This is a genomic window from Methylobacterium sp. Leaf99 (genome assembly GCF_001422375.1).
In the GTDB taxonomy this organism is placed as follows: domain Bacteria; phylum Pseudomonadota; class Alphaproteobacteria; order Rhizobiales; family Beijerinckiaceae; genus Methylobacterium.
In genome coordinates this window covers 750,896-776,308 of record NZ_LMMU01000007.1, presented here as the reverse complement: position 1 = coordinate 776,308, position 25,413 = coordinate 750,896, and the positions used below count along the sequence as shown (strand labels likewise).

23 protein-coding genes are annotated in these 25,413 nt (G+C 70.4%); 6 read left to right on the top strand and 17 right to left on the bottom strand.

The annotated features are described in order from the left end of the window. The first annotated feature begins 263 nt into the window (after positions 1 to 263). On the top strand, positions 264 to 2,240 hold the full coding sequence (locus ASF28_RS14480) for a putative bifunctional diguanylate cyclase/phosphodiesterase (RefSeq protein ID WP_056093761.1): 1,977 nt from the start codon (positions 264 to 266) through the stop codon (positions 2,238 to 2,240). Positions 2,241 to 2,280: 40 nt separating this feature from the next. Here the strand turns inward: ASF28_RS14480 and ASF28_RS14475 are convergent, their stop codons facing one another. From ASF28_RS14475 to ASF28_RS14430, 10 genes are all read right to left on the bottom strand, one after another. Next, positions 2,281 to 3,450, bottom strand: a complete 1,170-nt coding sequence (locus tag ASF28_RS14475) for an MFS transporter (protein ID WP_244475022.1) — start codon at positions 3,448 to 3,450, stop codon at positions 2,281 to 2,283. 29 nt (positions 3,451 to 3,479) lie between these two features. Continuing rightward, on the bottom strand, positions 3,480 to 5,087 hold the full coding sequence (lnt, locus tag ASF28_RS14470) for an apolipoprotein N-acyltransferase (protein ID WP_443189740.1): 1,608 nt from the start codon (positions 5,085 to 5,087) through the stop codon (positions 3,480 to 3,482). Between the two features lie 82 nt (positions 5,088 to 5,169). After that, positions 5,170 to 6,279, bottom strand: a complete 1,110-nt coding sequence (locus ASF28_RS14465; RefSeq protein ID WP_056093755.1) for a hemolysin family protein — start codon at positions 6,277 to 6,279, stop codon at positions 5,170 to 5,172. Between the two features lie 36 nt (positions 6,280 to 6,315). Further along, positions 6,316 to 6,804 carry an rRNA maturation RNase YbeY gene (gene ybeY / locus ASF28_RS14460; RefSeq protein WP_056093753.1) on the bottom strand — a complete coding sequence of 163 codons (489 nt, stop codon included), beginning with the start codon at positions 6,802 to 6,804 and terminating at the stop codon, positions 6,316 to 6,318. Beyond that, positions 6,801 to 7,871 carry a PhoH family protein gene (locus ASF28_RS14455; protein WP_244475041.1) on the bottom strand — a complete coding sequence of 357 codons (1,071 nt, stop codon included), beginning with the start codon at positions 7,869 to 7,871 and terminating at the stop codon, positions 6,801 to 6,803. Before ASF28_RS14455 ends, ybeY begins: the two co-directional genes overlap by 4 nt. 81 nt (positions 7,872 to 7,952) lie before the next feature. Further along, positions 7,953 to 9,293, bottom strand: coding sequence for a tRNA (N6-isopentenyl adenosine(37)-C2)-methylthiotransferase MiaB (gene miaB / locus ASF28_RS14450; RefSeq protein ID WP_056093750.1), 1,341 nt, complete (start codon positions 9,291 to 9,293; stop codon positions 7,953 to 7,955). A gap of 85 nt (positions 9,294 to 9,378) precedes the next feature. After that, entirely contained in the window at positions 9,379 to 10,254 is an 876-nt protein-coding gene (locus tag ASF28_RS14445) for a lysophospholipid acyltransferase family protein (protein ID WP_082476566.1), read from the bottom strand. Between the two features lie 16 nt (positions 10,255 to 10,270). After that, positions 10,271 to 10,792, bottom strand: coding sequence for a GNAT family N-acetyltransferase (locus tag ASF28_RS14440; protein WP_056093747.1), 522 nt, complete (start codon positions 10,790 to 10,792; stop codon positions 10,271 to 10,273). Continuing rightward, positions 10,789 to 11,466, bottom strand: a complete 678-nt coding sequence (tsaB, locus tag ASF28_RS14435) for a tRNA (adenosine(37)-N6)-threonylcarbamoyltransferase complex dimerization subunit type 1 TsaB (RefSeq protein WP_056094238.1) — start codon at positions 11,464 to 11,466, stop codon at positions 10,789 to 10,791. Before tsaB ends, ASF28_RS14440 begins: the two co-directional genes overlap by 4 nt. Positions 11,467 to 11,653: 187 nt before the next feature. Further along, the gene (locus tag ASF28_RS14430) at positions 11,654 to 12,220 is read right to left on the bottom strand and encodes a NifU family protein (protein ID WP_056093744.1); all 567 of its coding nucleotides are present in this window, start codon (positions 12,218 to 12,220) and stop codon (positions 11,654 to 11,656) included. A 286-nt stretch (positions 12,221 to 12,506) separates the two neighbouring features. Here ASF28_RS14430 and rplS point away from each other — a divergent pair, with 286 nt between their 5' ends. Next, a complete protein-coding gene (rplS, locus tag ASF28_RS14425) occupies positions 12,507 to 12,962 on the top strand; it encodes a 50S ribosomal protein L19 (RefSeq protein ID WP_056093741.1) in 456 nt (151 codons plus the stop codon). Positions 12,963 to 13,521: 559 nt separating this feature from the next. On the opposite strand, the gene ASF28_RS14420 is transcribed toward rplS, so the two are convergent. Together ASF28_RS14420 and leuD are read right to left on the bottom strand one after the other, a co-directional pair. After that, on the bottom strand, positions 13,522 to 14,712 hold the full coding sequence (locus ASF28_RS14420; protein WP_056093738.1) for a lytic murein transglycosylase: 1,191 nt from the start codon (positions 14,710 to 14,712) through the stop codon (positions 13,522 to 13,524). 80 nt (positions 14,713 to 14,792) lie between these two features. After that, positions 14,793 to 15,395: a 3-isopropylmalate dehydratase small subunit gene (leuD, locus tag ASF28_RS14415; protein WP_056093736.1), complete on the bottom strand. Its 603-nt coding sequence runs from the start codon at positions 15,393 to 15,395 to the stop codon at positions 14,793 to 14,795. A 141-nt stretch (positions 15,396 to 15,536) separates the two neighbouring features. Here leuD and ASF28_RS23015 point away from each other — a divergent pair, with 141 nt between their 5' ends. Then, complete coding sequence (locus ASF28_RS23015) at positions 15,537 to 15,704, top strand: hypothetical protein (protein WP_187272997.1); 168 nt, start codon at positions 15,537 to 15,539, stop codon at positions 15,702 to 15,704. Positions 15,705 to 15,715: 11 nt separating this feature from the next. Here ASF28_RS23015 and ccrA read toward each other — a convergent pair whose 3' ends face one another. After that, the gene (gene ccrA, locus ASF28_RS14405) at positions 15,716 to 16,996 is read right to left on the bottom strand and encodes a crotonyl-CoA carboxylase/reductase (RefSeq protein ID WP_056093729.1); all 1,281 of its coding nucleotides are present in this window, start codon (positions 16,994 to 16,996) and stop codon (positions 15,716 to 15,718) included. Between the two features lie 394 nt (positions 16,997 to 17,390). Between ccrA and ASF28_RS14400 the strand changes: the two genes are divergently transcribed. The 3 genes from ASF28_RS14400 to ASF28_RS14390 all read left to right on the top strand — a co-directional run bounded on the left by ASF28_RS14400 (position 17,391) and on the right by ASF28_RS14390 (position 21,622). Further along, on the top strand, positions 17,391 to 19,436 hold the full coding sequence (locus tag ASF28_RS14400; RefSeq protein ID WP_056093726.1) for a protein meaA: 2,046 nt from the start codon (positions 17,391 to 17,393) through the stop codon (positions 19,434 to 19,436). A 240-nt stretch (positions 19,437 to 19,676) separates the two neighbouring features. After that, positions 19,677 to 20,681 (top strand): glycosyl transferase, encoded by a 1,005-nt coding sequence (locus tag ASF28_RS14395; protein WP_056093723.1) that lies wholly within the window; start codon positions 19,677 to 19,679, stop codon positions 20,679 to 20,681. 14 nt (positions 20,682 to 20,695) lie between these two features. Next, positions 20,696 to 21,622 (top strand): NAD-dependent epimerase/dehydratase family protein, encoded by a 927-nt coding sequence (locus ASF28_RS14390; RefSeq protein ID WP_056093719.1) that lies wholly within the window; start codon positions 20,696 to 20,698, stop codon positions 21,620 to 21,622. A 70-nt stretch (positions 21,623 to 21,692) separates the two neighbouring features. Here ASF28_RS14390 and ASF28_RS14385 read toward each other — a convergent pair whose 3' ends face one another. From ASF28_RS14385 to ASF28_RS14370, 4 genes are all read right to left on the bottom strand, one after another. After that, on the bottom strand, positions 21,693 to 22,028 hold the full coding sequence (locus tag ASF28_RS14385; protein ID WP_244475021.1) for a PepSY domain-containing protein: 336 nt from the start codon (positions 22,026 to 22,028) through the stop codon (positions 21,693 to 21,695). Between the two features lie 70 nt (positions 22,029 to 22,098). Beyond that, a complete protein-coding gene (locus ASF28_RS14380) occupies positions 22,099 to 24,114 on the bottom strand; it encodes an SDR family NAD(P)-dependent oxidoreductase (protein WP_082476565.1) in 2,016 nt (671 codons plus the stop codon). A 58-nt stretch (positions 24,115 to 24,172) separates the two neighbouring features. Further along, a complete protein-coding gene (locus tag ASF28_RS14375; RefSeq protein ID WP_056093716.1) occupies positions 24,173 to 25,021 on the bottom strand; it encodes a DUF1206 domain-containing protein in 849 nt (282 codons plus the stop codon). Positions 25,022 to 25,046: 25 nt separating this feature from the next. Further along, a complete protein-coding gene (locus tag ASF28_RS14370; protein ID WP_056093714.1) occupies positions 25,047 to 25,388 on the bottom strand; it encodes a hypothetical protein in 342 nt (113 codons plus the stop codon). Positions 25,389 to 25,413: the final 25 nt, after the last annotated feature.

The window sequence follows — 25,413 nt, the reverse complement described above, 5'->3', positions numbered from 1 at the left end:
CCATGAATCAAATCCAGGGAAATTCGACTGTCGACTTCGAGCAAAACAGGATCGCGAGGCCGACAGAACTCTGTACGATATGGTCTATTCTGGATTTATGAGGCAGGAATAGTCTCCTCCACTCGTCGGAGTCGCCCTCCAGCAAGATATTTTTCACGTTTCTCGCTGCCTTATGCCAACATCCGAAGGTGCGATGTTTGTGCTGGTTCGGCGGGAAAGTTGAGCAAGCGATGCGTAGAGGGCCGCAGACGATCGAGTCGCTCGTGACGCGCGATCAATTGAGCGCCGTCCATCATGCCCTGCTCCCGGCGCTGATCTCGAACGTCTTCGTGTCCTGCTCGTTCGCCATCATGATGTGGCCCAGCGTCGACCATGGTTTCCTGCTCGCCTGGGTCGGTTCCAATGCCGTCATCAATGTCACGCGCCTGACGTTGGCCTCCTACTGGTGGAAGACGGGAAGGTCGGAGAGAGAGCCCGCTCGAATACTCGTCGGTTATACGCTCGGCGCGTTTCTCTCCGGCTTCTGCTGGGCGGTGGGCCTCATCGGGGTCGCCGTCGCGGGGCAGGCTTTCACCATCGGCACGGGCCTGGCCTTCTGTGGGATCACCGCCGGTGCCGCCATCCAGTCGACGGCACACCGCGGGGTCGTCCTCGCCTTCGTCGGCCCGCACAATCTCGTGCTGATCCTGCTCCTCGCGACCGCCGATCCCATCGAGTCGCGGATCATCGCCCTGAACCTGTTCCTGCTCGCCGTCATGATGATCAAGGCGTCCACCAAGACCGAGCAGCAGTTCAAGCACGCCGCACGGCTGAAATACGAAGCCACCCACCTCGCCGCGTCGTTGCAGGCCGCGAACGACGTTGCGACGCAGGCCGTCCATCGCCTGGAATATGTCGCGACCCACGACCATCTCACCGGACTCGCCAACAGGGTCGCCTATCAGAGGGCCTTCGACCAGTTCCTGGCCCGTTCCGCCTCGGGCGAGGGTGACCTGACGGTCATGTTGATCGACCTCGACCGCTTCAAGGAGATCAACGACACCCTGGGCCATGCGGAGGGCGACGCGGCGCTGATGGAAGTGGCCCGGCGCCTGAAAGACCTCCTGGGGCCCGACGATCTCATCGCGCGCCTGGGCGGCGACGAGTTCGCCGCGCTCATCTTCCGGCCCACGATGGCGGCGGAGGACGAAGCGATCGCCGAGAGGATCGTGAGGCGGCTCGGCGAACCGTTCCTGCTCTCCGACCGGGCCTGGCAGACCGGCGCCAGCGTGGGTTTCGCGCGCTATCCCACGGACGGCGTCACGGTGAAGGACCTGCAGGGCTGCGCCGATCTCGCGCTCTACCGGGCCAAGTCGGAGGGACGCGCGACGTGGCGCGCGTTCGGCGACGACATGCGGCGCGGGGCGGTGATCCGCCAGCTGATCGGCCGGGACCTCATCGAAGCCGTGGACGGGGGCGGGATCGAAGTGTGGTTCCAGCCGCAGGTCGAGAGCGGGACCGGCGAGGTCTGCGGATTGGAGGCCCTCCTGCGCTGGAACCATCCGGAACTCGGATGGCTGTCGCCGCCGGACGTGGTCAGGGCCGCCGCCGCCACGCGGCAGTCCGAGCGTCTCACCCGGGCGGTGGTCCAGGGCGTGTGCCGCATGGCCCAGAAGCTCGCACAGCTCGGACGCCCCGGCATCGTCGTCTCGCTCAACGTCTCGCCCGACGAGTTCGGCACCTACCGGGTCGCCGACATGATCGCCCGGGAGCTGACGGCCCACGGCGTCGCGCCGACCGCCATCGCCATCGAGATCACCGAAGAGGCCGTGTACTCCACCGAGCGCGGCGGGGCCGATCTCGCCGCCCTGAGGCGGATGGGCGTGCGCATCATCGTCGACGATTTCGGCGTCGCTTATTCGTCCATCGGCTCCCTGCGCACCATCAACTTCGACGGCATCAAGATCGACAAGAGCTTCATCCAGAATTTGGGCGACGTGCAGAAGGATCGCCGGCTGACGGGCGCGATCTTCGCGTTCGCCCAATCCCTCGGCGTCGACGTGGTGGCCGAGGGCGTCGAGACCAGGGCGCAGGCGGACATCCTGGTCGGACTCGGATGCCCCATCCTGCAGGGGTACCATTTCGCGCGGCCCATGCCCCAGGCGCAGACCCTCGCCTGGATCATGCAGAACGGCCTCACCGCGTCGCGCCCCGCGGCCGGCATGACGGTGTACCACCCGCCCATGCGGGCGATCGCCTGAGCGCGTCGGGCGTCCGCCATCGCGACGCGCGGCGCGGCCGTCAGGGGCCGCCGACCTTCCGGTCGCGGCCGGCCCCGAGGCCGAACAGCAGGGCGCCGAACGCGATGGCGCAGAACAGGCCGACGGAGGCGCCCCAGCGCCCGGTGAGGTCGTGCGCGAGGCCGAAGCCCAGGGGCCCGAGGGCGGCGAGGGTGTAGCCGACGCTCTGCGACATCGCCGCGAGGGACGCCGTCGCGGCGGCGTCGCGGACGCGCAGGACGATGAGGGTGAGCCCGAGACCGAACAGGCCGCCGATGCCGAAGCCGAGCACCATCCCGAAGGGCCGCACGAGGTCGACGGGGCCGATGGCGAGGGCGAGCAGGGCGACGACGGCCACGGCGAGGAGGCCGGCCACGAAGGGGCGCTGATCGCGGGCGCGGGCGGCGAGGGTGGGCACCAGGAGGGCGGCCGGCGCCTGCCCGAGGCTCATCAGCGACGCCACGAACCCGGCATCGACGGCACTCAGGCCGCGATCGTGCAGCAGCACCGGCAGCCAGCCGAACATGATGTAGGCCAGGGACGATTGCAGGCCCATGAAGCCGGTGACCTGCCAGGCGAGGGTGTCCCGCCACAGGGGCGGCCGCCGCACGGACGGCGCGGCCGGGTCGGCGCTGCGGGCGAAGGGCAGCCAGGCCAGGGTCGCGACGAGGGCCGGCACGCCCCAGAGGCCGAGGGCCGGGGACCACCCGTCGACGGATTGGGCGAGGGGGACGCTGAGCCCGGCCCCGGCGGCGGCGCCGAGGCACAGGACCATTGTGTAGAGCCCGGTCATCAGGCCGACGCGGGCCGGAAAATCACGCTTGACCAGGCCCGGCAGCAGGACGCCGGCGAGGCCGATCCCCATGGCGGCGAGGCAGGCGCCGACGAAGAGCGGCGCGAGGCCGCCGAGGCCGCGCAAACCCGAGCCGAGGGCCACGACGGCGACGGCGAGGAGCACGCCCCGGTCGGCGCCGAGGCGGTGGATCACCACGGGTCCCAGCGCACAGGCGAGGCCGATGCACAGGACCGGCAGGGTGTTGAGGAAAGCGGCCCCGGCGGTGCTCAGTCCCGTCGTCGCCCGGATCGCCTCGAGGAGGGGACCGACCGTGGTCAGGGCCGGGCGCAGGTTGAACGCGACGAGCATGATCCCGACGCCGACCAGGGCGGGGTGGAGGGTGGCCGGGCCGCTCACGTCACGCGGTCCCCGTCGTGCGGCCCTCGTCATGCGGCCCCGGGCGACCGGCGCCGCACGGCCAGCGCCCCGAGGAACGCGAGGCCCAGCATCAGGGCGAAGGGCGCATCGCCGAAACGGGCATAGGGCGTGCGCTGGGTCAGGCGTACGGGAAGATCGGCGTCGAGGACGCCCTCGACCCCGACGGGCAGGCTCGCGGTGATCCGCCCATGGGCATCGACCACGGCCGAGATGCCGGTGTTGGCGTCGCGCACCAGGGGCAGCCCCTCTTCGACGGCGCGCAGGCGCGCCTGGGCGAAGTGCTGGCGGGGGCCGGGGGTGTCGCCGAACCAGGCGTCGTTGGTGAGGTTGAGGATCAGCCCCGGCACCGGCGGCGGACCGCTCGGCGTCGCTTCCGGCACGATGGCACCGGGAAAGATCGCCTCGTAGCAGATGGTGGCGGCCACCGGCGGCAGGCCCGGCACCGACAGGATGCGCTGACGCGCCCGGTCTCCTGCGGTGAAGCCGCCGGGGATCGCCACGAACTGCCGGATGCGCAGGGCGCGCAAGGTGGCGTCGAGGGGGCCGGGCAGGTACTCGCCGAAGGGGACGAGGTGGACCTTGTCGTAGACGTCGCCGAGCTTCGGTCCGGCCGCGAGGGTGAGGATCGAATTGAAGAAGCGCGGGCGCTCGCCCTCGGCCGGCGTGTCGGCGCGGGCCGCGCCGGTGATGAGCTGCGTGCCCGGCGGCAGGGCGGCGGCGATGCGCGCCAGGGCTTCCGGATCGCGCTGGATCAGGAAGGGAAACGCCGATTCCGGCCAGATCACGTGGGTGACGTCGGCGATCCCCGAACGGTCGGGGGCGGCGGCCCGGTCGCTGAGTTCGATGTAGCGGTCAAGGATGTCCGCGCGGTTCTCGGGGCGGAACTTGGCGTCCTGGTTGAGGTTCGGCTGAACGAGGCGCAGGCGGATGCCCGCCACCGTGGCGTCCGGACCGGCCGGCAGGCGCGCGGCGCCGAGGACGGCCATGGCCGCGAGGACCAGGCCCGCCGCGAGGGTCGGGACGAGGCGCCCGGATCGGGTCGCACCCGTGGCGAGGGTCGCGGGCGCGGCGGCGACGAGGACGGCGAGGAGGGTAAGGCCGTAGAGGCCGATGCCGGCGGCCGACTGCATCAGCCAGAGGTTCTGGCCCAGCGCCATGCCGAGGCTGTTCCAGGGAAACCCGGTGAAGAGGTGCCCGCGCAGCCATTCGCAGGTGGCGAGGCCGAAGCCGAGGGCCAGAAGCCGCCCCGCGCCCGGCGACCAGAGGAGGCGGGCGAGGGCGAACCCGAGCCCGTAGAACAGGCCGAGGACGGCGGGCAGGCCGATCACCCCGAGGGGCAGGGCCCAGGCGAAGTCCTCCGCCTCCACGAGGAAGGCCGAGCCGAGCCACCACAGGCCGGCCGTGAGGTAGCCGAAGCCCCAGGCCCAGCCGATGAGCCCGGCGACCCGGAGGGTGCGCCAGGCGCTTCGGCCCGTCGCGGCCCCGTCCAGGAGCCAGACCCCGACGGCGAGGGCGACGGCGAGGGCCGGAAGCGCCCCGAAGGGCGGCATCGCCAGGGCCCCGAAGGCACCGGCGCAATAGGCCAGGAGCAACCGGTGCCACCCCGCGCTCAGCATCACCCACTGGGCGAGGACGGCGAGGGGCCCCGCCGCCGGCACGGCGTCGGCGCGGCTGCGGTTCATGACGCGAGGGGCGCCGTCACGACGCGGGGGCTTCGAGGCTCGGGTTGGGCGCGGGCGGCGGCAGGGCCAGGGGCACCACCGCGGTGATCCGCGCGTCGCCGCGCTGCAGGCGCAGGCGCTTGACCCGGCGCGGGTCGGCGTCGAGCACCTCGAATTCGAGGTCGCCCGGACCGGCGATGAACTCGCCCCGCGACGGCACGCGGCCGGCCAGGGTGACGATGAGACCGCCGATGGTGTCGATCTCCTCGGCCATGTCGCCGACCGCCGCGACGAGGTCGACGCCGCTGGCCTCCGACACTTCGGCGAGGCCCGCGCGGGCATCGGCGACGAACACGTCGCCCTCGCCCTCGACGCGGTGGACGAGGCGCCCTTCGGCCACGTCGTGCTCGTCCTCGATGTCGCCCACCACCATCTCGACGAGATCCTCGATGGAGATGAGGCCGTCGGTGCCGCCGTACTCGTCGATGACGAGGGCCATGTGGGTCCGGGTCGCCTGCATCCGCACCAGGAGGTCGATGGCCGGCATGGAGGGGGGCACGAACAGGACCGGGCGCTGGATGCGGGTGGACGCCAGGGTCGCCGACAGATCGACGTTGCCGAGGTTGAGCGTGCGCAGGGCGCGGGCGCCCCGGCGGGGACGCGGGGGCGGCGCCTCGTCCGGGGTCTCGACGGGCGACGCGCCCGGGCGCCGGAAACCGGCTTCCGCCCGCGCGGCGATGTGATCGACGAAGTCGCGGATGTGGACCATGCCCTTGGGGTCGTCGAGGGTCTCGCCGTAGACGGGCAGGCGCGAATGCCCGGCCGTGCGGAACAGCTTCAGCAGTTCGCCGAGACTCGTGTCCATGGACACGGCGACGATGTCGATGCGCGGGATCATCACGTCGTCGACCCGCACCTTGTGCAGGCCGAGCACGTTCTTGAGCATGGCCCGCTCGATGGGCGAGAAGGCGTTCTCGCCCGAATCGGGCTCGGCCAGCCGGTCCTCGATGTCGTCGCGCAACGAATCGCGCGGCCGGAGGTGGAACACGTGCAGCAGGCGGTCGTACCAGGGCTCGCGGGCCTGAGCCTCACCGTCATGTGCGCTGGGCGCGGCCTGGGCCGCGCCGCGACTTCGATCGTTCGTCATGTCTCTCTGATCTGGGATGGCCGGCGTTGCTGCCGCTCAATCGGCGTAGGGATCGGGCACGCCGAGGGTGGCGAGGGCCGCGACTTCGAGCGCCTCCATGGCCTCGGCGTCCGCGTCGCCCGTCTCGTGGTCCTGACCGAGGAGGTGGAGGGTGCCATGGACAAGGAGGTGCGCGAGGTGATGGCTGAGCGGCTTCGATTGCTCCGCACTCTCGCGCAGCATCGTGTCATACGCAAGAACGACATCGCCCAGGGGCCGCGCCATTCCCGCATGGGGGGGCTGCGGGGGGCTTGGAAACGACAGGACGTTGGTGGGCTTGTCCTGGGCCCGCCAGGTCTTGTTCAGCGCCCGCACGGCCGCATCGGTGGTGAGCAGGATGCTGACCTCGACCGCCCCCTCGGGCAAGTCCGGCGCCACGGCGAGGCCGGCCTCCACGGCGCGGACGACGAAGGCTTCGAGGTCGGGCGTCACGCCTTCCCAGCGCTCGTCCTCGACGGCGACGTCGATCTCGTTCTCGACGGTCATGCGCTCGGCCGGCGGCGCGGGTTCGGGTTGCGATCGGAATCGTGCTCGCCGTGGGCGGCCGATTCGTAGGCGGTGACGATGCGGCGGACGAGGTCGTGGCGGACCACGTCGACGTCGCGGAACGTGACGCGGCCGATGCCCTCGACGCCGTCGAGGATGTTCACCGCCTCGACGAGGCCCGAGCGCTGGCCCGGCGGCAGATCGACCTGGCTCGGATCGCCCGTGATGATCATCCGCGAGTTCTCGCCGAGGCGGGTCAGAAACATCTTCATCTGCATGGAGGTGGTGTTCTGCGCCTCGTCGAGGAGCACCACGGCGTTGGTCAGGGTGCGCCCGCGCATGAAGGCCAGGGGCGCGATCTCGATGATCCCGGTCTGGAGGCCGCGATCGACGTGGCGGGCCTCCATGAAGTCGTAGAGGGCGTCGTAGATCGGGCGCAGGTACGGATCGACCTTGTCGCGCATGTCGCCGGGCAGGAAGCCGAGGCGCTCGCCGGCCTCGACGGCGGGGCGGGACAGGATGATGCGCTCGACATGGCCCTGCTCCAGCAGGGAGACGGCGTGGCCCACGGCGAGCCAGGTCTTGCCGGTGCCGGCCGGACCCTCGGCGAAGACGAGCTCGCGGGTGCGCAGGAGCTTGATGTAGGCGTCCTGGGCCGGATTGCGGGCGCGCACGGCGCCGCGCCGGCGGGTGGCGATCTGGTCGAAGACCGGCCGGTCGGGCTCGGCGCTGACCTCGGCCGCCGGGAACAGGGTGCCCTGCTGCGTCGTCTCCTGGATCGCGCCGTCGACGTCGCCGAGGGTCAGGGCGGTGCCGCTCGCCCGCACCCGGGCGTAGAGGCGCTCGAACACCTTGCGGGCCTTCTCCGCCGCCTCGGGCGACCCCTTGATGACGAGGTGGTTGCCCAAAGCCGTGGCGACGACGTCGAGGCGACGCTCGATATGGGCGACGTTCTGGTCGTACTGGCCGAAGACGAGGCTCGCGAGGCGGTTGTCGTCGAAGGTCAGGGACGCCTCGAGGGATTCGACGATCTCGCCCGTGCGCGCCGCCGGGCCGCGCCCGCGCAAGGGGCCGCCCCGGCCGATCCCGTCAGATGCTGCCACGCCGGTTTCCTTCGATGGTGATCACACGGAACGGGATCGCTCGGCTCACGCCGCGACCGCCGCGTCGGCCACGGCCTCGCCGAACAGGCTGTTGGAGCCGGCCCGGACGATCCGCACGGGCACCAGGGTGCCGATGGTGGATGTGGGCGCGTCGAACTGAACGGGAAGGAGGTGAGGCGTCTTGCCCGCGACCTGACCCGCGTGGCGCCCGGCCTTCTCCACCAGCACTTCCACGACGGAACCGACAAAGGAGGCGTTGAAGGCGTGGCGCTGGGCATCGAGCAGGGCCTGGAGGGCGTGGAGACGGCGGGTCTTCACGTCCTCCGGCACCGCGTCGGCCCACTCCGCCGCCGGGGTCCCGGGGCGGGCGCTGTACTTGAACGAGTAGGCGCTGGCGAAGCCGATGTCGGCGACGAGCCTCATGGTCTCCTGGAACTCCGCCTCGGTCTCGCCGGGAAAGCCGACGATGAAGTCCGACGACAGGGCGATGTCGGGCCGCACGGCCCGCACCGCGGCGATGCGTTCGCGGTAGGCTTCCGCCGTGTGCTTGCGGTTCATCGCCTTCAGCACCCGGTCCGAGCCCGACTGCACCGGCAGGTGCAGGAACGGCATCAGGGCCGGCAGGCTGCTGTGCGCCGCTACGAGGTCGGGCGCCATGTCGTTGGGGTGGCTCGTGGTGTAGCGCAGGCGCAGGAGCCCCGGCAGTCCAGCGATGGTGCGCATGAGGTCCGGCAGGGACGCCGCGCCGCCGTCGAGGCCGAGGCCGTGATAGGCGTTCACGTTCTGGCCGATGAGGGTGATCTCGCGGGCGCCGCCCTGGAGCAGCCGTTCCGCCTCGGCCCGGATCGCCGCCACGGAGCGGGAGACCTCGGCGCCGCGGGTGTAGGGCACCACGCAGAAGGCGCAGAACTTGTCGCAGCCCTCCTGCACCGTGAGGAAGGCCGTGACCCCGAGGGTGCGCCGTGCCGGCAGGTGGTCGAACTTGTCCTCGATGGGGAATTCCGTGTCGACGACGCGCTTCGTCCGCGAGCGGGCGAGCAGGTCGGGCAGGCGGTGATAGTTCTGCGGGCCGACGACCACGTCGACGCTCGGCGCCCGGGAGAGGATCTCGGCGCCCTCGGCCTGGGCGACGCAGCCGGCGACGACGATGCGGGTGTCGTGGCCGGCCGCCCCGCGCTCGGTCTTGAGGACGCGCAGGCGCCCGAGTTCGGAATAGACCTTGTCGGCCGCCTTCTCGCGGATGTGGCAGGTGTTGAGGATGACGACATCCGCCTCCTCCACCGTCTCCGTCGCGACGTAGCCCTCGGCGCCGAGCACGTCCGCCATCCGGGTGGCGTCGTAGGCGTTCATCTGGCAGCCGTAGGATTTGACGAAGGCTTTCTTCAACAGTCCGGTCCCGACCCGCGTTTCGCCCGAGCCCTTAGCACGGTTCCCGCGCGGCGTCGCGACCGGCAGGGCGGGCGCAAACGCCTCAGAGGGCGGGTATGCCGGAGGCCGTCCCGTCGGACGCCGTGTCGGGCAGGCGGCGCGTGCCGCTCCAGACCGCGCCTTTCGGCGGCCGGCCCGTGACCGCGCGTTGGAGGGCGTCGCGGACGGAGGCTTGCGCCAGGGCCGTCGCGCGCTTGCGGTCGGTGCCGGCCTCGAAGGCGATGGGGGCGCCCCAGACCACGTGCACGTCGACGGGGCCGTTGGCGAAGAAGTCGGACAGGTGGGGCGCGAGCTCCATGTCGCCGTACCAGGCGATGCCCGGCCGCTCGGCCCGCACCAGGGGCAGGCCGTTGCGGCGCGGATAGGTGATGGCGAGGGGCTGCAGGCGGATGCGCTCGGGTCCGGTTCCGTCGATGGCGGCGCGGGCCGCGCCCACCAGGGACGATCGGAACGGCAGCAGGCGGGTGCCGTCGCCCGTGGTGCCCTCGGCGAACAGCACGATGAGATCCCCACCGGCGAGGCGGTCGGCGACGGTGGCATTGACGTCCGCCGTGGCCGCCCGCCGGGCCCGGTCGATGAACACCGTGCGCTGCAGCCGCGCCAGGGTGCCGATGACCGGCCAGGCGGCGATCTCGGATTTGGCCACGAAGGACAGGGGGCGCAGGGACCCGAGCACGAGGATGTCGAGCCAGGAGATGTGGTTGGCGAGGACCAAAGCCGGCTCGCCCGGCGCCGGCGGGGTGCCGCTCTGGGTCACGCGCACGCCGAACAGGCGCAGGAAGGTCCGGTGGAACCGCGTCGGCAGGTCGCCGGCCAGGCGCCCGCGGCCGTAGCGCCGGCTCAGCAGATGGGGCCCGACCATCAGCCCGAAGGCGAGGGCGCAGAGCGCAAGGCGCAGGATCGTACCGACGCGGGTCATCGGGCCGCCGGGCGCCTCACGCCAGCTCGGCCGTCATGGTGAGGGCGGTGGCGCGGCCGCCGTCGGCGCGGGCATAGTAGCCCGTGCGCTCGCCGACCTGCCGGAAGCCGTGGCGGGCATAGAGCTTGAGGGCCGGCGCGTTGCCCTCGTCGACTTCGAGGTGGACCCGGCGCACGCCGCTCAACGCGAGGTGGGCGAGGTGGTCGGCCACGAGCTTGCGGCTCAGGCCGTTGCCACGCATGCCCGGCGCCAGCACGACCGTGAGGATCTCAGCCTCGTCCGCGGCCTTTCGCGAGAGGACGAAGCCCTGGATGGTGCCGCCCTTCCACAGGGCGTGGGCCTCCGTGGAGCGCTCGCACAGCATGCGCTCGAACTCGTGGGCGTCCCAGGGCCGGGCGAAGGCGGTGGCGTGGAGGCGGGCGAGGGCCCGGGCCTGACCCGAATCGCGCAGGATGGCGACGTAGGGCGCCCCGCCCCAGGCCTCCCACCACGCGGACCACATCTCGAACGGCCAGAACGGGGTCATCGGTCGCGTCATCGGCGGGCGAGCCTCGCGTGATCCTGGGGCTGGGCGTCGGGGCCGCGCAGGTAGAGCGGGCGGGGCAGGGCCTGGGCGGGGTCGGCCAGCATGCCCAGGGAGGCGATCCAGGCGATGTCGGCGGGTCCCGTCCCGGCGAGCTGCACGTCGAGGCCGCGCGCCTTCAGCAGGGCGGCGAGCGCCGGCGCGCCGGAGCCGACCAGGGTCACGGTGCCGTCGAGCATGGCGGCGGCCTCTTCCAGGGGCAGCAAACTGGGTGGGACGACGATGCCGTCGGCCATGCTCATGGCCTGGAGGTAGACCGCGCCGTGGCGGGCATCGACGGCGGCGACGATGAGACCGGCGCCGTTGAGGGCCAGGAGGGGGGCGAGCAGGGCCGACAGGGTGGTGACGCCGACGACGGGAATGCCCGTGGCGAGGCCGATGGCGCGGGCCGCCGACAGGCCGACGCGCAGGCCGGTGTAGCTGCCGGGACCGACGGTGACGGCGACGCGGTCGAGGGCTTCGAAGCCGCCATCCACGCGCGAGACCACGCGCTCGACCATGGGCAGCAGGGCTTCGGCGTGGCCGCGCCCGAGGATCATCGACTCGTGGGCGAGGAGATCGTCGGACGCATCCGTCGCGATGCAGACGGAGCAGGCGTCGAGCGCCGTGTCGATGGCCAGGATACGCAACGTCACTCCCGATGTGCCCCGGCCCGCTCGAGCCGATCACGCTCCCGCCGGGGCCTTGAATGCCAGCCCGCCGGGGACTGGATGGTAGGACAAAAACGGCCGCCCCGTGAGTGCGGAGCGGCCGGATCGGCGAGATTCGCGGTGCAGTGTTGCCGCTTTGCGCCGGAGATGGCGCCGCCGCGATGACTCAGATGGCCTGGACTTCGCGGATTTCCGGCAGGAAGTGGCGGAACAGGTTCTGGACGCCGTTGCGCAGGGTCGCGGTGGAGGAGGGGCAGCCCGAACAGGCGCCCTTCATCTCGAGGTAGACCACGCCCTCCTTGTAGCCCCGGAAGGTGATGTCGCCGCCGTCGCCGGCCACGGCCGGGCGCACGCGGGTCTCGAGCAGGTCCTTGATGGTGACCACCGTGTCGGCGTCGGCCGGATCGAAGAACTCCTCCGCGTCGTCGTCCGCGGAGCTGGTGCCCTCGGCGAGGACGGGGGCGCCGGACTGGAAGTGTTCCATGATCGCGCCGAGGATGGCGGGCTTCACCTGCGGCCACAGGTTCTCGTCCTCGGCCTTGGTGACGGAGATGAAGTCGTGGCCGAAATAGACCCCGGCGACGCCCGGCACGTCGAACAGGCGCTGGGCCAGGGGCGAGCGGGTCGCGGCCTCTGAGTCGCGCGCCTCGAAGGTGCCGCTGTCCAGCACCACGCGGCCGGGCAGGAACTTCAGGGTGGCGGGGTTCGGGGTGGCTTCGGTCTGGATGAACATGGCTGCGAGAATCCTCGTCCGCTGCGCCGGTTCAAGGCCGGCCGGGAATGATGCCGGGAGAACCCGGCACCGTCCTCATGTGGACCGTGCGGCGGATTTTCTCAACCGCACGCCGCGGATGGGAGGCGGGCTCGACCGGTTCCAAGGGGAGAGTGAGCGAGACCGGTCGTTGGACAAGTCCGGGCCCCTCGTGTAAGGCCCGCCTCAACTCAAAACAGGATGCCGAAATCCTGACGCACGCGGTCCCATCCGGGGACCCCGGGCGCGCACCGGCAGGACGTAACCGATGAACATCATCCAGCAGCTCGAGCAGGAGCAGATCGCTTCGCTCGGCAAGACCATCCCCGATTTCCAGCCCGGCGACACGGTCATCGTGAACGTCAAGGTGAAGGAAGGCGAGCGCACCCGCGTGCAGGCCTACGAGGGCGTGTGCATCGCCCGCTCCGGCGGCAGCCTCAACGAGAGCTTCACCGTCCGCAAGATCTCCTACGGCGAAGGCGTCGAGCGCGTGTTCCCGCTCTACTCGCCGCTCATCGATTCGATCACCGTCGTCCGTCGCGGCAAGGTGCGTCGCGCCAAGCTGTACTACCTGCGCGACCGTCGCGGGAAGTCCGCCCGCATCGTCGAGCGCGCCGACCGCCCCGCCGAGAAGGCCGCCAAGGCCGACGCCTCGAAGGCGAACAAGGACGCCCGCAAGGCCGAGAAGGCCGCCAAGTCCGCCGCGAAGACCGCCGCCGAGTAAGTTTTTTCGGATTTGGACCAATGCGGAAGGCCGGGCGATTGCCCGGCTTTTTTCGTTTGTCCGTCGCCCCGACCCGCTTCCTCATCGGTGCCGGATTCATACATTTCAACGCCACGCGGCCCTCTTTCCCCTTGCGGCAAGGAGTTGGAGGTTGCGGCAAGGAGTTGGAGGTCGGGGTGGCTCCGCCAGCCTCCGCCGGGCGAGGGTCACCCGACCACCCCCACTCCTAACCTCTCCCCGCAAGCTACGGCGTTCGTATATCTCGCGGGCAGCACGGGTCCCCTCTCCTGGAAGGAGAGGGACAGGGTGAGGTGTGTGGATTCTACGGAGAGTTCGCACACCTCACCCCAACCCTCTCCTTTCAGGAGAGGGGGCCTGTCGCGCTTGATGCCGGCTCATTGTGGCACTCGATATCAGCCACCAGGCGGATGTGTGAATCCGGTAGCCCCGCAAGGGGGAGAGGGACGCGTTCCGCTTCCAAAAACGCAGACGGGTGAAGGCCGTAGCTCTCATCCCGAGGCGGTGGATGGGATGCGGCGAGCAGATCCCCGCCGCCCGCTCACCCCCGCCGCAGCGCCTCCAGCACCTTCGCGCCCGGACGGCCGGTCTGCGGCATGCCGAGGCTGCGCTCGATTTCCTTGATGGCGTCGCGGGTCTTGGACCCGACCTTGCCGTCGGGCTCGCCGACGTCGTAGCCGCGGGCGGCCAGACGGGTCTGGAGGTCGCGGCGCTCGGCCCGCGACAGGGGCGGATCGTCCGTCGGCCACTCGGCCTGGATGCCGGGGCGCCCGCGCAGGCGGTCGGACAGGACCGCGATGGCGAGGCCGTAGGATTCGGCGGCGTTGTAGGAATAGAGCGCGTCGAAGTTCTTCGTCACCGCGAAGGCGGGGCCGTTGACCCCGGCGGGGATGAGGATGCCGATGGGCGCATCACCCGTCAGCGGACGCCCGTCGATGCGGGTCACGCCCAGGGACGCCCAGTGCGACACGGCGTGGCGGTTCTTGCGGCCGGCGGCCCCGGCGTTGAAGCCGCGCGGCAGGCGGACCTCGTAGCCCCAGGGCTGACCGTTCTGCCACTTCGCCACGCGCAGGAAGTTGGCCGTGGAGGCGACGGCATCGGGGACCGAATCGACGAGGTCGCGGCGCCCGTCGCCGTCGCCGTCGACGGCGAGGCGCTGGTAGGTGGTGGGCATGAACTGGGTCTGGCCGAAGGCGCCGGCCCAGGAGCCGTTGAGGCGCGAGGGGTCGATGTCGCCGCGCTCGATGATCTTGAGGGTCGCCATGAGCTCGCCCTTGAAGAAGTCCTTCCGGCGGTGGTTGGCGCAGATCAGGGTGGCGAAGGACTGGACCAGGGGCATCTTGCCGAGGTTCTTGCCGAAGTTCGATTCGACGCCCCACACCGCCGCGATGGTGTAGCGGTCGACGCTGTAGCGGCTCTCCGCGTTCGCCAACGCCTGGCCATGCTGCTTCATGGCCGCCTTGCCGTCGTCGACGCGCTCCTCGTCGACGAGGGCCGCCATGTAATCCCAGATCGGCGTCTTGAACTCGGGCTGGGCCCCGGCGAGTTCGAGGACCTTGGGGTCGTGGGCGATGCCGTTCGTCGCCGCGCGAAACGCCTGGGCCGAGATCCCCTGCGCGGCGGCCTGGGACTGGAGGCCGGCGAGGCAATCCTGGAAGTCGGCCCGGGCCGCCGGCGCGGCGGCCGTGCCGGCGAGGCAGAAGAGGGCGGTGAGCGTCGCGCGCGGCGTCATGGGGCGGTCTCCGGAGCGGGTTCGGGTCTACCCACCCTTAAGGCGTGCCCATGGTAAACGAACCATGAGCACGCGGGATCTCAGGCCCAGCCGCGCGCGGCGATCTTCTGCTCGTAGGCGTCGATGGACGGCGCCCGCTTCAGGGTCAGGCCGATCTCGTCGAGGCCGTTGAGCAGGCTCTCCTTGCGGCCCGGATCGATGTCGAAATGCAGGGTGCCGCCGTCCGGCCCCTTGATGGTCTGGGCCTCCAGATCCACCGACAGGGTGGCGTTGGCGCCGCGCTCGGCATCCTCGAACAGTTTTTCGAGGTCTTCCGCCGAGACCGTGATCGCCAGGATGCCGTTCTTGGCGCAGTTGTTGAAGAAGATGTCGGCGAAGCTCGTGGAGATCACGCAGCGGATGCCGAAATCCGTCAGCGCCCAGGGCGCGTGCTCGCGCGACGAGCCGCAACCGAAATTGTCGCCGACGACGAGGATCTTCGTGTTGCGATAGGCCGGCTTGTTCAGGACGAAGTCGGGATTCTCCGAGCCGTCGTCGCGGTAGCGCATCTCCGAGAACAGGCCCTTGCCGAGGCCCGTGCGCTTGATGGTCTTGAGGTACTGCTTGGGGATGATCCGATCGGTGTCGACGTTGATGATCCGCATGGGCGCCGCGACGCCCTCCAGGGTGGTGAATTTGTCCATTTGTTTCGTCCGGTCCGGAAATCGTGTTGGACCGTCTCTATCAGTGCGCGGGGCCGACCGGAACCATTCGCCCTTCCTGTCTCGCGAACGTCGCCTGCCTGGCCTATGCTCGGGGCGACGCGACCCATCCGGAACCAGCCGATGACCGAGACCGCCAACCAGTTCAAGAAAGCGCCCAAGCGGAAGAAGGAGAAGACCCGCTCCGTCTCCGTCTCGCCCGAGATGCGGCAGGCCTATGCGGACCTCATCAAGCAGAAAGAGGAGCGCGAGGACTACGCCAAGCACCTGCCCTCCGAGAAGGGCAGGTGAGGGGGTGAGGCTCAGCCCTTGCGGCCGGCCTCGATCACGTCTTCCACCGTGCGCAGGCCGGCGCGGGGGGCGTTGACGAGGCAGGCCATGTTGCCGGGCGGGTGCTGGTTCTTCCACATCTTGGTGTGGGCCTGGGGGATCTTCTCCCAGGGGAACACCTCGCTCATGCACGGGTCGATGCGCTGATCCATGACGAACTGGTTGGCGGCCGAGGCCTGCTTGAGGTGGGCGAAGTGCGAGCCCTGGATGCGCTTCTGGCGCATCCAGACGTAGCGGGCGTCGAAGGTGATGTTGAAGCCGGTGGTGCCGGCGCAGAACACGATCATGCCGCCGCGCTTGGCCACCAGGGTCGAGACCGGGAAGGTCGATTCGCCCGGGTGCTCGAACACGATGTCGACGTCGTTGCCCTTGCCGGTGATGTCCCAGATCGCCTTGCCGAACTTGCGGGCTTCCTTGAGCCAGGTGTTGTACTCAGGCGAGTTCACCTTCGGCAGCTGGCCCCAGCAATCGAACTCCTTGCGGTTGATGACGCCCTTGGCGCCGAGGCTCATGACGTAGTCGCGCTTCGACTCATCGGAGATCACCGCGATGGCGTTGGCGCCGGACGCGGCGCAGAGCTGGACGCCGAACACGCCGAGGCCGCCGCTTGCCCCCCAGATCAGCACGTTCTGGCCGGGCCGGACGGTGTGGGGCGCGTGGCCGAACAGCATGCGGTAGGCGGTGGCGAGGGTCAGGGTGTAGCAGGCCGCCTCTTCCCAGGTGAGGTGCTTGGGGCGGGCCATGAGCTGGCGCGACTGCACCCGGCAATACTGGGCGAAGGAGCCGTCCCCGGTCTCGTAGCCCCAGATGCGCTGGGACGACGAGAACATCGGATCGCCGCCGTTGCACTCCTCGTCGTCGCCGTCGTCCTGGTTGCAGTGGACGATGACCTCGTCGCCGACCTTCCAGCGCTTCACCTTGGCGCCGACCTTCCAGACGATGCCCGACGCATCGGAGCCGGCGATGTGGTATTCGCCTTTGTGCACGTCGAAGGGCGAGATCGGCTCGCCGAGGCCGGCCCAGACGCCGTTGTAGTTGACGCCGGCGGCCATGACGTAGACCAGCACCTCGTCGTCGCCGATGTCCCACACCGGCAGCACCTCGAGGAGGTGCGACTGCTCCGGCGGTCCGTGGCGCTCGCGACGGATCGCCCAGGCGTACATCTTCGCCGGCACGTGACCGAGGGGCGGAACCTCGCCCATCTCGTACAAGTCCTTGATTTCAGTGGTGCTCGACGCAGCGCTCGCGGCCATCCTGGCTCTCCCTTATCTTGTTCTGAGCGACCCTATATCGGCGAACCCGGACCGCTCCAAGGCCCCACAAAGGCCATGATGGCGCCGCGCTTGTGGGCGAATCGCCGATCGCGCCGCGGTCAGTATTCGTATTCAATATTCATCAAAGCTCATCTACGCGATCCGAACGCGTATCTCGCCGGTATCTCAGGTGCTTAGGTCCAGCGCGGCGCCTCCTTTCGGCGATCCGCCGTTCAATTCGCTTGCGCCGCGCATCTAGAATTTTTCCAAGGGTTTGCACGGCGACACCCGCCCGCCGAACCTTCGGCCAGATGACGCGCGCGCATCGCTTGGTTAGGGTGCCGCGCAAGACGCGCGGCCAAGCGCGACACACAATGGAACGGAGTCGAGTGGAATGAGCGCGAACGCGACCGTCGCCGAGGTCAAGCGCGACAAGCCCTGGATCATCCGGACCTATGCCGGGCATTCCAATGCCAAGGAGTCGAACGAGCTCTACCGGGGCAACCTCGCCAAGGGCCAGACCGGCCTGTCCGTGGCCTTCGATCTGCCAACGCAGACGGGCTACGACCCCGACCACGAACTGGCGCGCGGCGAGGTCGGCAAGGTCGGCGTCTCCATCGCGCATCTCGGCGACATGCGGACCCTGTTCGATCAGATTCCGCTGCAGCAGATGAACACCTCGATGACCATCAACGCCACGGCGCCGTGGCTGCTGTCGCTCTACCTCGCCGTGGCCGAGGAACAGGGCGCGCCGTTCTCCGGGCTCCAGGGCACGACGCAGAACGACATCATCAAGGAGTACCTGTCGCGCGGCACCTACGTGTTCCCGCCGGCGCCTTCGCTGCGGCTGACCAAGGACGTCATCCTGTTCACCACCAAGGCGGTGCCGAAGTGGAACCCGATGAACGTGTGTTCCTACCACCTGCAGGAGGCCGGGGCGACGCCGGTGCAGGAGCTGTCCTACGCCCTGGCCATCGCCATCGCGGTCCTCGACACCGTGCGGGACGACCCCGATTTCGACGAGGCCAGCTTCGCCGACGTGTTCAGCCGCATCTCGTTCTTCGTGAATGCCGGCATGCGGTTCGTCACCGAGATCTGCAAGATGCGGGCATTCTCGGAGCTCTGGGACGAGATCGCCCAGGAGCGCTACGGCATCACCGACCCGAAGAAGCGCATTTTCCGCTATGGCGTGCAGGTGAACTCCCTCGGCCTGACCGAGCAGCAGCCCGAGAACAACGTCCACCGCATCCTCATCGAGATGCTGGCGGTGACCCTGTCGAAGCGCGCCCGGGCGCGGGCCGTGCAGCTGCCGGCCTGGAACGAGGCGCTCGGCCTGCCGCGCCCGTGGGACCAGCAATGGTCCATGCGGATGCAGCAGATCCTGGCCTTCGAGACCGATCTGCTCGAATACGACGACATCTTCGACGGCTCGACGGTCATCGACGCCAAGGTCGAATCCCTCAAGGCCGAGACCCGCAAGGCCCTGGAAGAGATCGGCGGCATCGGCGGGGCCGTGGCCGCCGTCGAGACCGGCGCCCTCAAGCGCGCCCTGGTGGAATCCAACGCCAAGCGCATCTCGGCCATCGAGGCCGGCGATCAGGTCGTGGTCGGCGTCAACAAGTTCCAGGCCGGCGAGCCTTCGCCGCTCACCGCCGGGGAGGGCGCGATCTTCACCGTGTCCGAGACCGTGGAGATGGAGGCCGAGCAGCGCATCCGCGCCTGGCGCTCGCAAAGGGACGGCAAGGCCGTCGAGGCGGCCCTGGCCGATCTGGAAACGGCGGCGCGCTCCGGCGCCAACATCATGCCGGTGTCCATCGCCGCCGCCAAGGCCGGCGTCACCACGGGCGAGTGGGGCACGCGCCTGCGCGAGGTGTTCGGCGAGTACCGCGCGCCCACGGGCGTCACCCTGGAGACAGTGTCGTCAGGGGCGGCCGAGGAAGCCAAGCTCCTCATCGCGGATCTCGGCGAGCGCCTCGGCGAGACCCCGAAGCTCGTGGTCGGCAAGCCCGGCCTCGACGGCCATTCCAACGGCGCCGAGCAGATCGCGCTCCGGGCCCGCGACGTCGGCTTCGACGTGACCTATGACGGCATCCGCCAGACCCCGGCCGAGATCGTCGCCAAGGCGAAGGAAACCGGCGCCCACGTGGTCGGGCTGTCGATCCTCTCAGGTTCGCACGTGCCGCTCGTGCGCGACGTCAAGGCGAAGATGCGCGAAGCCGGCCTCGACCACATCCCCGTGGTGGTCGGCGGCATCATCTCCCCCGACGACGAGCTGGTGCTGAAGAACATGGGCGTCACGGCGGTCTACACCCCGAAGGACTACATCCTCGACACCATCATGGTTGGCCTCGCCAAGGTGGTGAACCGGGCCCTGGACAAGCAGGCCGCCGACAAGGCCGATGGGGTGAGCCAACGCAAGGATGCCGAGAAGGTGTTCTGACGGGGCTAAAAGGACTGGGCGCTACGGCAAGCGAAACCCACTCGTTCGATCGGGCACCGTTGCCTCGGCTGATCTCGCGGGCTGCTCGGGTCCCCTCTCCTGAAAGGAGAGGGACAGGGTGAGGTGTGCGACCTTTCCGGAGAATCCACACACCTCACCCCAACCCTCTCCTTCCAGCAGAGGGAGCCCGTCGCGACCGCACGATCCAATGCGATCAAGCGTATTCGGTATCAACACGCCATGGTCCTCGCGCCCCTCGCCGCCGTTCCCCTCGCCGCGGGGTTAAGCGCGGGGCTGATCCTCGCCCTGCGTCCGCTGCTCCAGCGCTACGCCCTGGCCCGCCCCAATGCCCGCTCCAGCCACACGGTGCCGACGCCGCAGGGCGGCGGCATCGCCATCGTGCTGGCGGTGCTCGCCAGCGTCGGCGCGGTCCTGGCCCTGCGCGGGGCCGGGCTCGACGCCCTCGAGGCCCTCATCCTCGCCCATGCGACCCTGGCGCTAGCGATCCTCGGCGCCGTCGATGACATCCGCCCGCTGCCGGCTTCGCTCCGCCTCGGCGTGCAGGCCGTCGTCGTCGCCGGGCTGGTGATGGCGGTGGGCGGGCGCCTGATGCCGGGCGTGCCGGTGCCGGTGGAGCGCGCCGTGGCGATCCTCGCCGGGATCTGGTTCGTCAACCTCGTCAACTTCATGGACGGGCTCGACTGGATGACCGTCGCCGCGTTCGTGCCCCTCACCGCCGCCCTGCTGCTCCTCGGCGCCTCGGGGGGGCTGCCGTTCCTGCCGACCCTGGTCGCCGCCGCGCTCCTCGGGGGGCTCCTCGGCTTCGCGCCGTTCAACCGGCCCGTGGCGCGGCTGTTCCTCGGCGATGTCGGCTCCCTGCCCCTCGGCCTGCTCGGGGCATGGCTGCTCTATCGCCTCGCCGTCGCGGGTGGGCTCGCCGCCGCGATCCTGCTGCCCCTGTACTACCTCGCCGACGCGACCCTGACCCTGGGGCGCCGGCTCCTGCGGCGCGAGCCGGTCTGGCAGGCCCATCGCTCGCACTGGTACCAGCGCGCCACCGACAACGGGTTCCCAGTGATCGCCGTCGTGGGCCGGGTCTTCCTCCTCAACCTCGCCCTGGCGGGGCTCGCCGGTGCGACCTTGCTTTGGCCGTCCTGGCCCGTCACCGTCCTGGCCTGCGGGGCGGGGATCGCCCTGGTGGCAAGCGTCCTGCACGCCTTCGCGCGGCGCCGGACCATCGGTTGAGGCAGGAGGGGACCTTGGGCGGACAGCTCATCGCGTTGACGGGGGCCACGGGCTTCATCGGCCGCCACCTCCTCCGCGCCCTGTCGGCCCGGGGCTACCGGGTGCGCGTCCTGTTGCGCCGGCCCGTCGCCGTGCCGGAGGGCGCGAGCGGCGCCGTGGTGGGCGATCTCAGCCGCCCCATGAACATGGCGGCGGCGCTTGCCGGCGTCGACGCCATCGTGCATTCGGCCGGCTTGGCGCACGCCATGTCGGGCACGCCCGAGGACGACTTTCGCACGTCCAACACCGAAGCCACGCGGCGACTGGCCGAATGCGCCGCCCGGGCGCGGGTGCGCCGCTTCGTGTTCCTGTCCTCGATCCGGGCCCAGTCCGGCCCTGGTGCCGCCGGCACCCTGTCCGAGACCGATGCGCCCGTGCCCACGGACGCCTATGGCCGCTCGAAACTGGCCGCGGAAGCGGCGCTCGCCGAGATCGGCCTCGACTGGGTCGCCCTGCGGCCGGTCCTCGTCTACGGCGCCGGGGTGAAGGGCAACATGGCCGCGCTGCTGCGCCTCGCCCGCACGCCCTATCCGTTGCCCCTCGCGGGCTTCACGGCGCGGCGCTCCCTCGTGTCGGTGGACAACCTCGCGGCGGCCGTCGCCACGGCGCTCGCCGCGCCAGCCCCCATCGGCCGGGCCCTCGTCGTCGCCGAGCCCGACCCCTTGAGCCTGCCGGAGATGATCGGCGCCCTGCGCCTCGGGCTCGACCGCGCGCCGAAGCTCGTCGCCGTGCCCACGGGCCTCATCGGCCTGGCCTGCCGGCTCGCGGGACGGGACGAGGCCTACGCCCGGCTCTCGACGAACCTCGTCGTCCGGACCGACGGCCTGTCGGCCCTGGGCTGGACGCCGTCACACCCGACGCGGGACGGACTCGCGCGCTTCGCCCGCGCCGAGACCGCATGAGACCGAGACCGCATGGAAAAGGGCCCGGCGCATGGCGCCGGACCCTCGGAAGACGAAACGGGGAGGCGGCTCAGCGGCGGACGTCGATGACGTCGCCGGAGCGGCTGTCGAGGACGACGGTCATGTCGTCGCCCCGGCGGTCGGACCCGCGCACGATCATCCGGGGGCCGCGGCGATCGACGCCGTCCACGTCGACGAGGCCCTCGCGGCGGGCGATGCGGCTGGCTTCGCCGCGGCTAAGCTCGCTGCGCGGCGGACCGCGATCGTCGTAGCCGCGCCGGTAGCCCGGATCGACCTGGACGCCGCCCGGTCCGATGGAGATACCCTGGGCGAAGGCGGGTGCGGCGGTGAGGCCGAGGGCCATCGCGAACACGCTGCCTGCCAGGAGCTTCGAAACACTCTGCAAGATCTTCTCCTCGGATCGTCCGACCGCGCCGATGAAATCCGGTACGGCATCTACCATTCGGATCAGCGCCTCAATGACGAAACGCTGCCGTTGGTTCCCGTGATTTGGGTGAGGGACCAACAGGAAACGGCTGGTCCGGTTCCGTCGCCGGCAATGGCGGCGTCGTCTTCGGCCGATTGCGGAAATCGGGGATCGCCTCTTCGAACACCGTCTCCGCCGCCGCCCGGTCCTGGCACGCGACCGCCGCCCGCAGGCGCGCGATCCAGCCGTCGAGCACGGTTCGGTCGGCGAAGACCGGGCGCGCCGCCATGACGCCGTCGATTCCGTCGAGGGCGACGCGGGGCTCCTCGCGGGCGAACAGGATCTCGTTGAGGCGCTCGCCGGGGCGCGAGCCCGTGTGGACGATGTCGATATCGATGCCGGGCTCGAAGCCGGCGAGGCGGATCATCCGCTCGGCGAGGTCGCCGATCCGCACCGGCTGGCCCATCTTGAGCACGTAGACGGCGGCGCGCTGATCGACACCGCCCGCACAGGTGGCGGCGCGGGCCTCCCGGTCGGCGTGCGAAGCGGCGGTGAGCACGAGGTCGGCTGCTTCCCGCACGGTCATGAAGTAGCGCACCATCTCGGGGTCCGTGACGGTGACCGGGCCGCCCCGGGCGATCTGCGCCTTGAACACCGGCACGACGGAGCCGACGGAGCCGAGCACGTTGCCGAAGCGCACGGCGATGAGCCGGGTCGGAACCGCGTCCGCCGCGCAGCCCTGAGCGGCATCGTAGGCCTGGGCCACCATCTCGGCGAAGCGCTTGGTGGCGCCGAGCTGCGACACCGGCTCGATGGCCTTGTCGGTGGAGATCATCACCAGCGCCCGGGCCCCCACGGCCAACGTCGCATCGGCGACGTTGATGGAGCCGAAGACGTTGGTCTTGATGCCCTCGGTCCAGTCGCGTTCGAGGTAGGGCACCTGCTTGAGGGCGGCGGCGTGGAAGACGTAGTCCGGCCGGAATTCGGCGAAGACTGCATGGAGCCGGTCGCGGTCGCGGATGTCGGCGAGGACGCCGGTGACGTCGGCCTCGGCGAGATCCGGTTGGCTCAGGATACCGTGGAGCGCCGGCTCCGAACTCTCGACCACAAGGATCGCCGCCGCGCCGAACGCCACGGCCCGGGCGCAGATCTCCGAACCGATGGAGCCGCCGCCGCCGGTCACGATCACCCGCTTGGCCGTGAGCAGGCGCTCCAGGCGCGGCCGGTCGATGGCGACGGTGGGGCGCAGGAGCAGGTCCTCGATCTCCAGGGGCGCGAGGCCGGCGTCGCGCATGTTCTCGCCGAGGCTCGTCACCCGCGACAGGGGCAGGCCGAGGCGGCGGGCACGGGCGATGAGGTCGTCGGGCTCGGCCTCGGGCGCGAGCGCGCTCGGCACGGCGACGAGGCGGCGCACGGGCGTCCCGTCGCGGGCGAGATCGGCCACCACCCGTTCGAGGTCGGCGAAGGAGCCGAGGACGGGGACGCCGCGCATGGTCTGGCCGGTCTCGTCCGCGCGCGGCGACAGGATGCCCTTGGGGGCCAGGCGCCGCACGGAGCCGGATTCGATGGCCCGCACCAGGATCTCGATCTCGCTGCCGCGCCCGAGCAGCAGGGTCGGGGTCGTCGCCGCGCGGGCCTGGCTCTGCCGCGAGCGGGTGTACTTGAGGTAGCGGAAGGCGAGGCGCGGGCCGCCGAGCAGGAAGATCTGCAGCACCCAGTACAGTCCGATGGCGATCTTGCCGAAGAAGTAGAAGCCGTACATCGTCGATGAGACGAGGACGTAGTCCAGCACCAGCAGCGTCAGGGCGAGGACGCTCGCCGCCCGCACGATTCCGGCGAGGTCCGGCAGGGAGGCGAAGCGCCACTTGGTCCGGTAGAGCCGGAACCGCGCGTAGACGAGGGCCGCGAACAGCACGAAGGGCGGCAGCAGCAGGGGAAGCGCGTGCAGCCGCTCGGCGAGGGGATCGCCGTTGAAGCGGAAGACGAAGGTGAGGATCACGGCCAGGGCGGTCGCCACGCAATCGTGGACCACCATCACCGCGTTCTTGTAGGTGCGCTTCTGCATGGGTTCCGGGCCGAAGCGGGGTATCGGCGCCGATCCCGGATCTGTCAACGCACCGGCCTCAGGGGTTGGGGCGGATCGCCCTCAGAACCGCATCGTCGGTCTCGTCGATGTCGGGCGCGTCGATGTGGCGGAACCGCGCCTGGATCAGCCCGAAGGCGCCGAAGGCGAAATGGCCGGCGGCCACGATGGCGAGCAGGACCCAGCCGTAGGGCTGCGCCCGCAGGGCGGCGAAGGCCCCGGCGAGGCCCTTCACCTCCGACGAGGCCTGGTACCACGCCGCAGCGATGAAGAACCCGCCGATGATGAGAAAGGCGATGCCCCGGGCGGCGTAACCGAACTGGCCCACGGGCTTGGCCCACCAGCATTGGCTTCCGGCGAGCTTCAACCGGTCCGTGACCTTGCCGGTGGCCGCCTTGACCAGGAAGGCGACGCCCCCGCCCATCACCCCGACGCCGATGAAACCGACGAGCCACAGGCCGAAGGGCTTGGAAAGAAGCCAGGCGGTCCAGTCCTGCATCCCATCGCCGCCCCCCGAGCGACGGCCGAGACCGAGGGCGAGGCTGCCGGCGGTGATGGCGAGACCCGTGTAGATGACCGCGCTGCCGACATGGGCGGCCCGGACCACGAGGCCCTTCGCCGAGGTACCGCGCCGGTCGGCGTCGGTCAGGCCCTCGACGAAGCGCCAGAGGGCGAAGCCCAGGAGGCCCACCGCGATGATCCCGACGAGGACGGCCCCGAACGGTCCGGCGAGAACCCAGCGGATCGCACTCTCGCTGTCGTCGGCCCGGCCGCCGCGCCCGAGGGCGGCCAGGAGCGCGAGGCCGCCGACGATGCAGTAGACGATTCCGCGCGCGCCGTAGCCGAAGCGGGCAAGGCGTTCGATGACGTTTCGGCCGAGGAGATGCACGGATTTGCCTGACGTCCGGAGGAGATCACTCCACCGAACGCGCGGCCTTGCCGGTGAGTGCCACGTAGAATCCGAGACCGTCCCCGGCCGGCAGGGTCTGGAGGCGTTCGACCAGCCCCTTGCGCTTGGCGTCGAGGAGCAGGCGGCCGGTGGGCTGGAACAGGGTCTCGCCCCCGCCCTCGGGCGGCGGATCGAGGCGGATGGCCACGGTCTTGCCCTTTCCGAAGCGGCTGCGCTCCAGCATGTCGGCGAGGGAGGCCTCCGCCGTCGGGCGGTTGGTGCCGCGCAGGTCGAGAACGGATTCGGCGTCGGTGACGCCGAGGGAGCCGCGGAGCTTGTCGGCGTAGAAATCTTCGAAATGAGGCAAGGGCGAAACCTTGGATGGGCGCGCC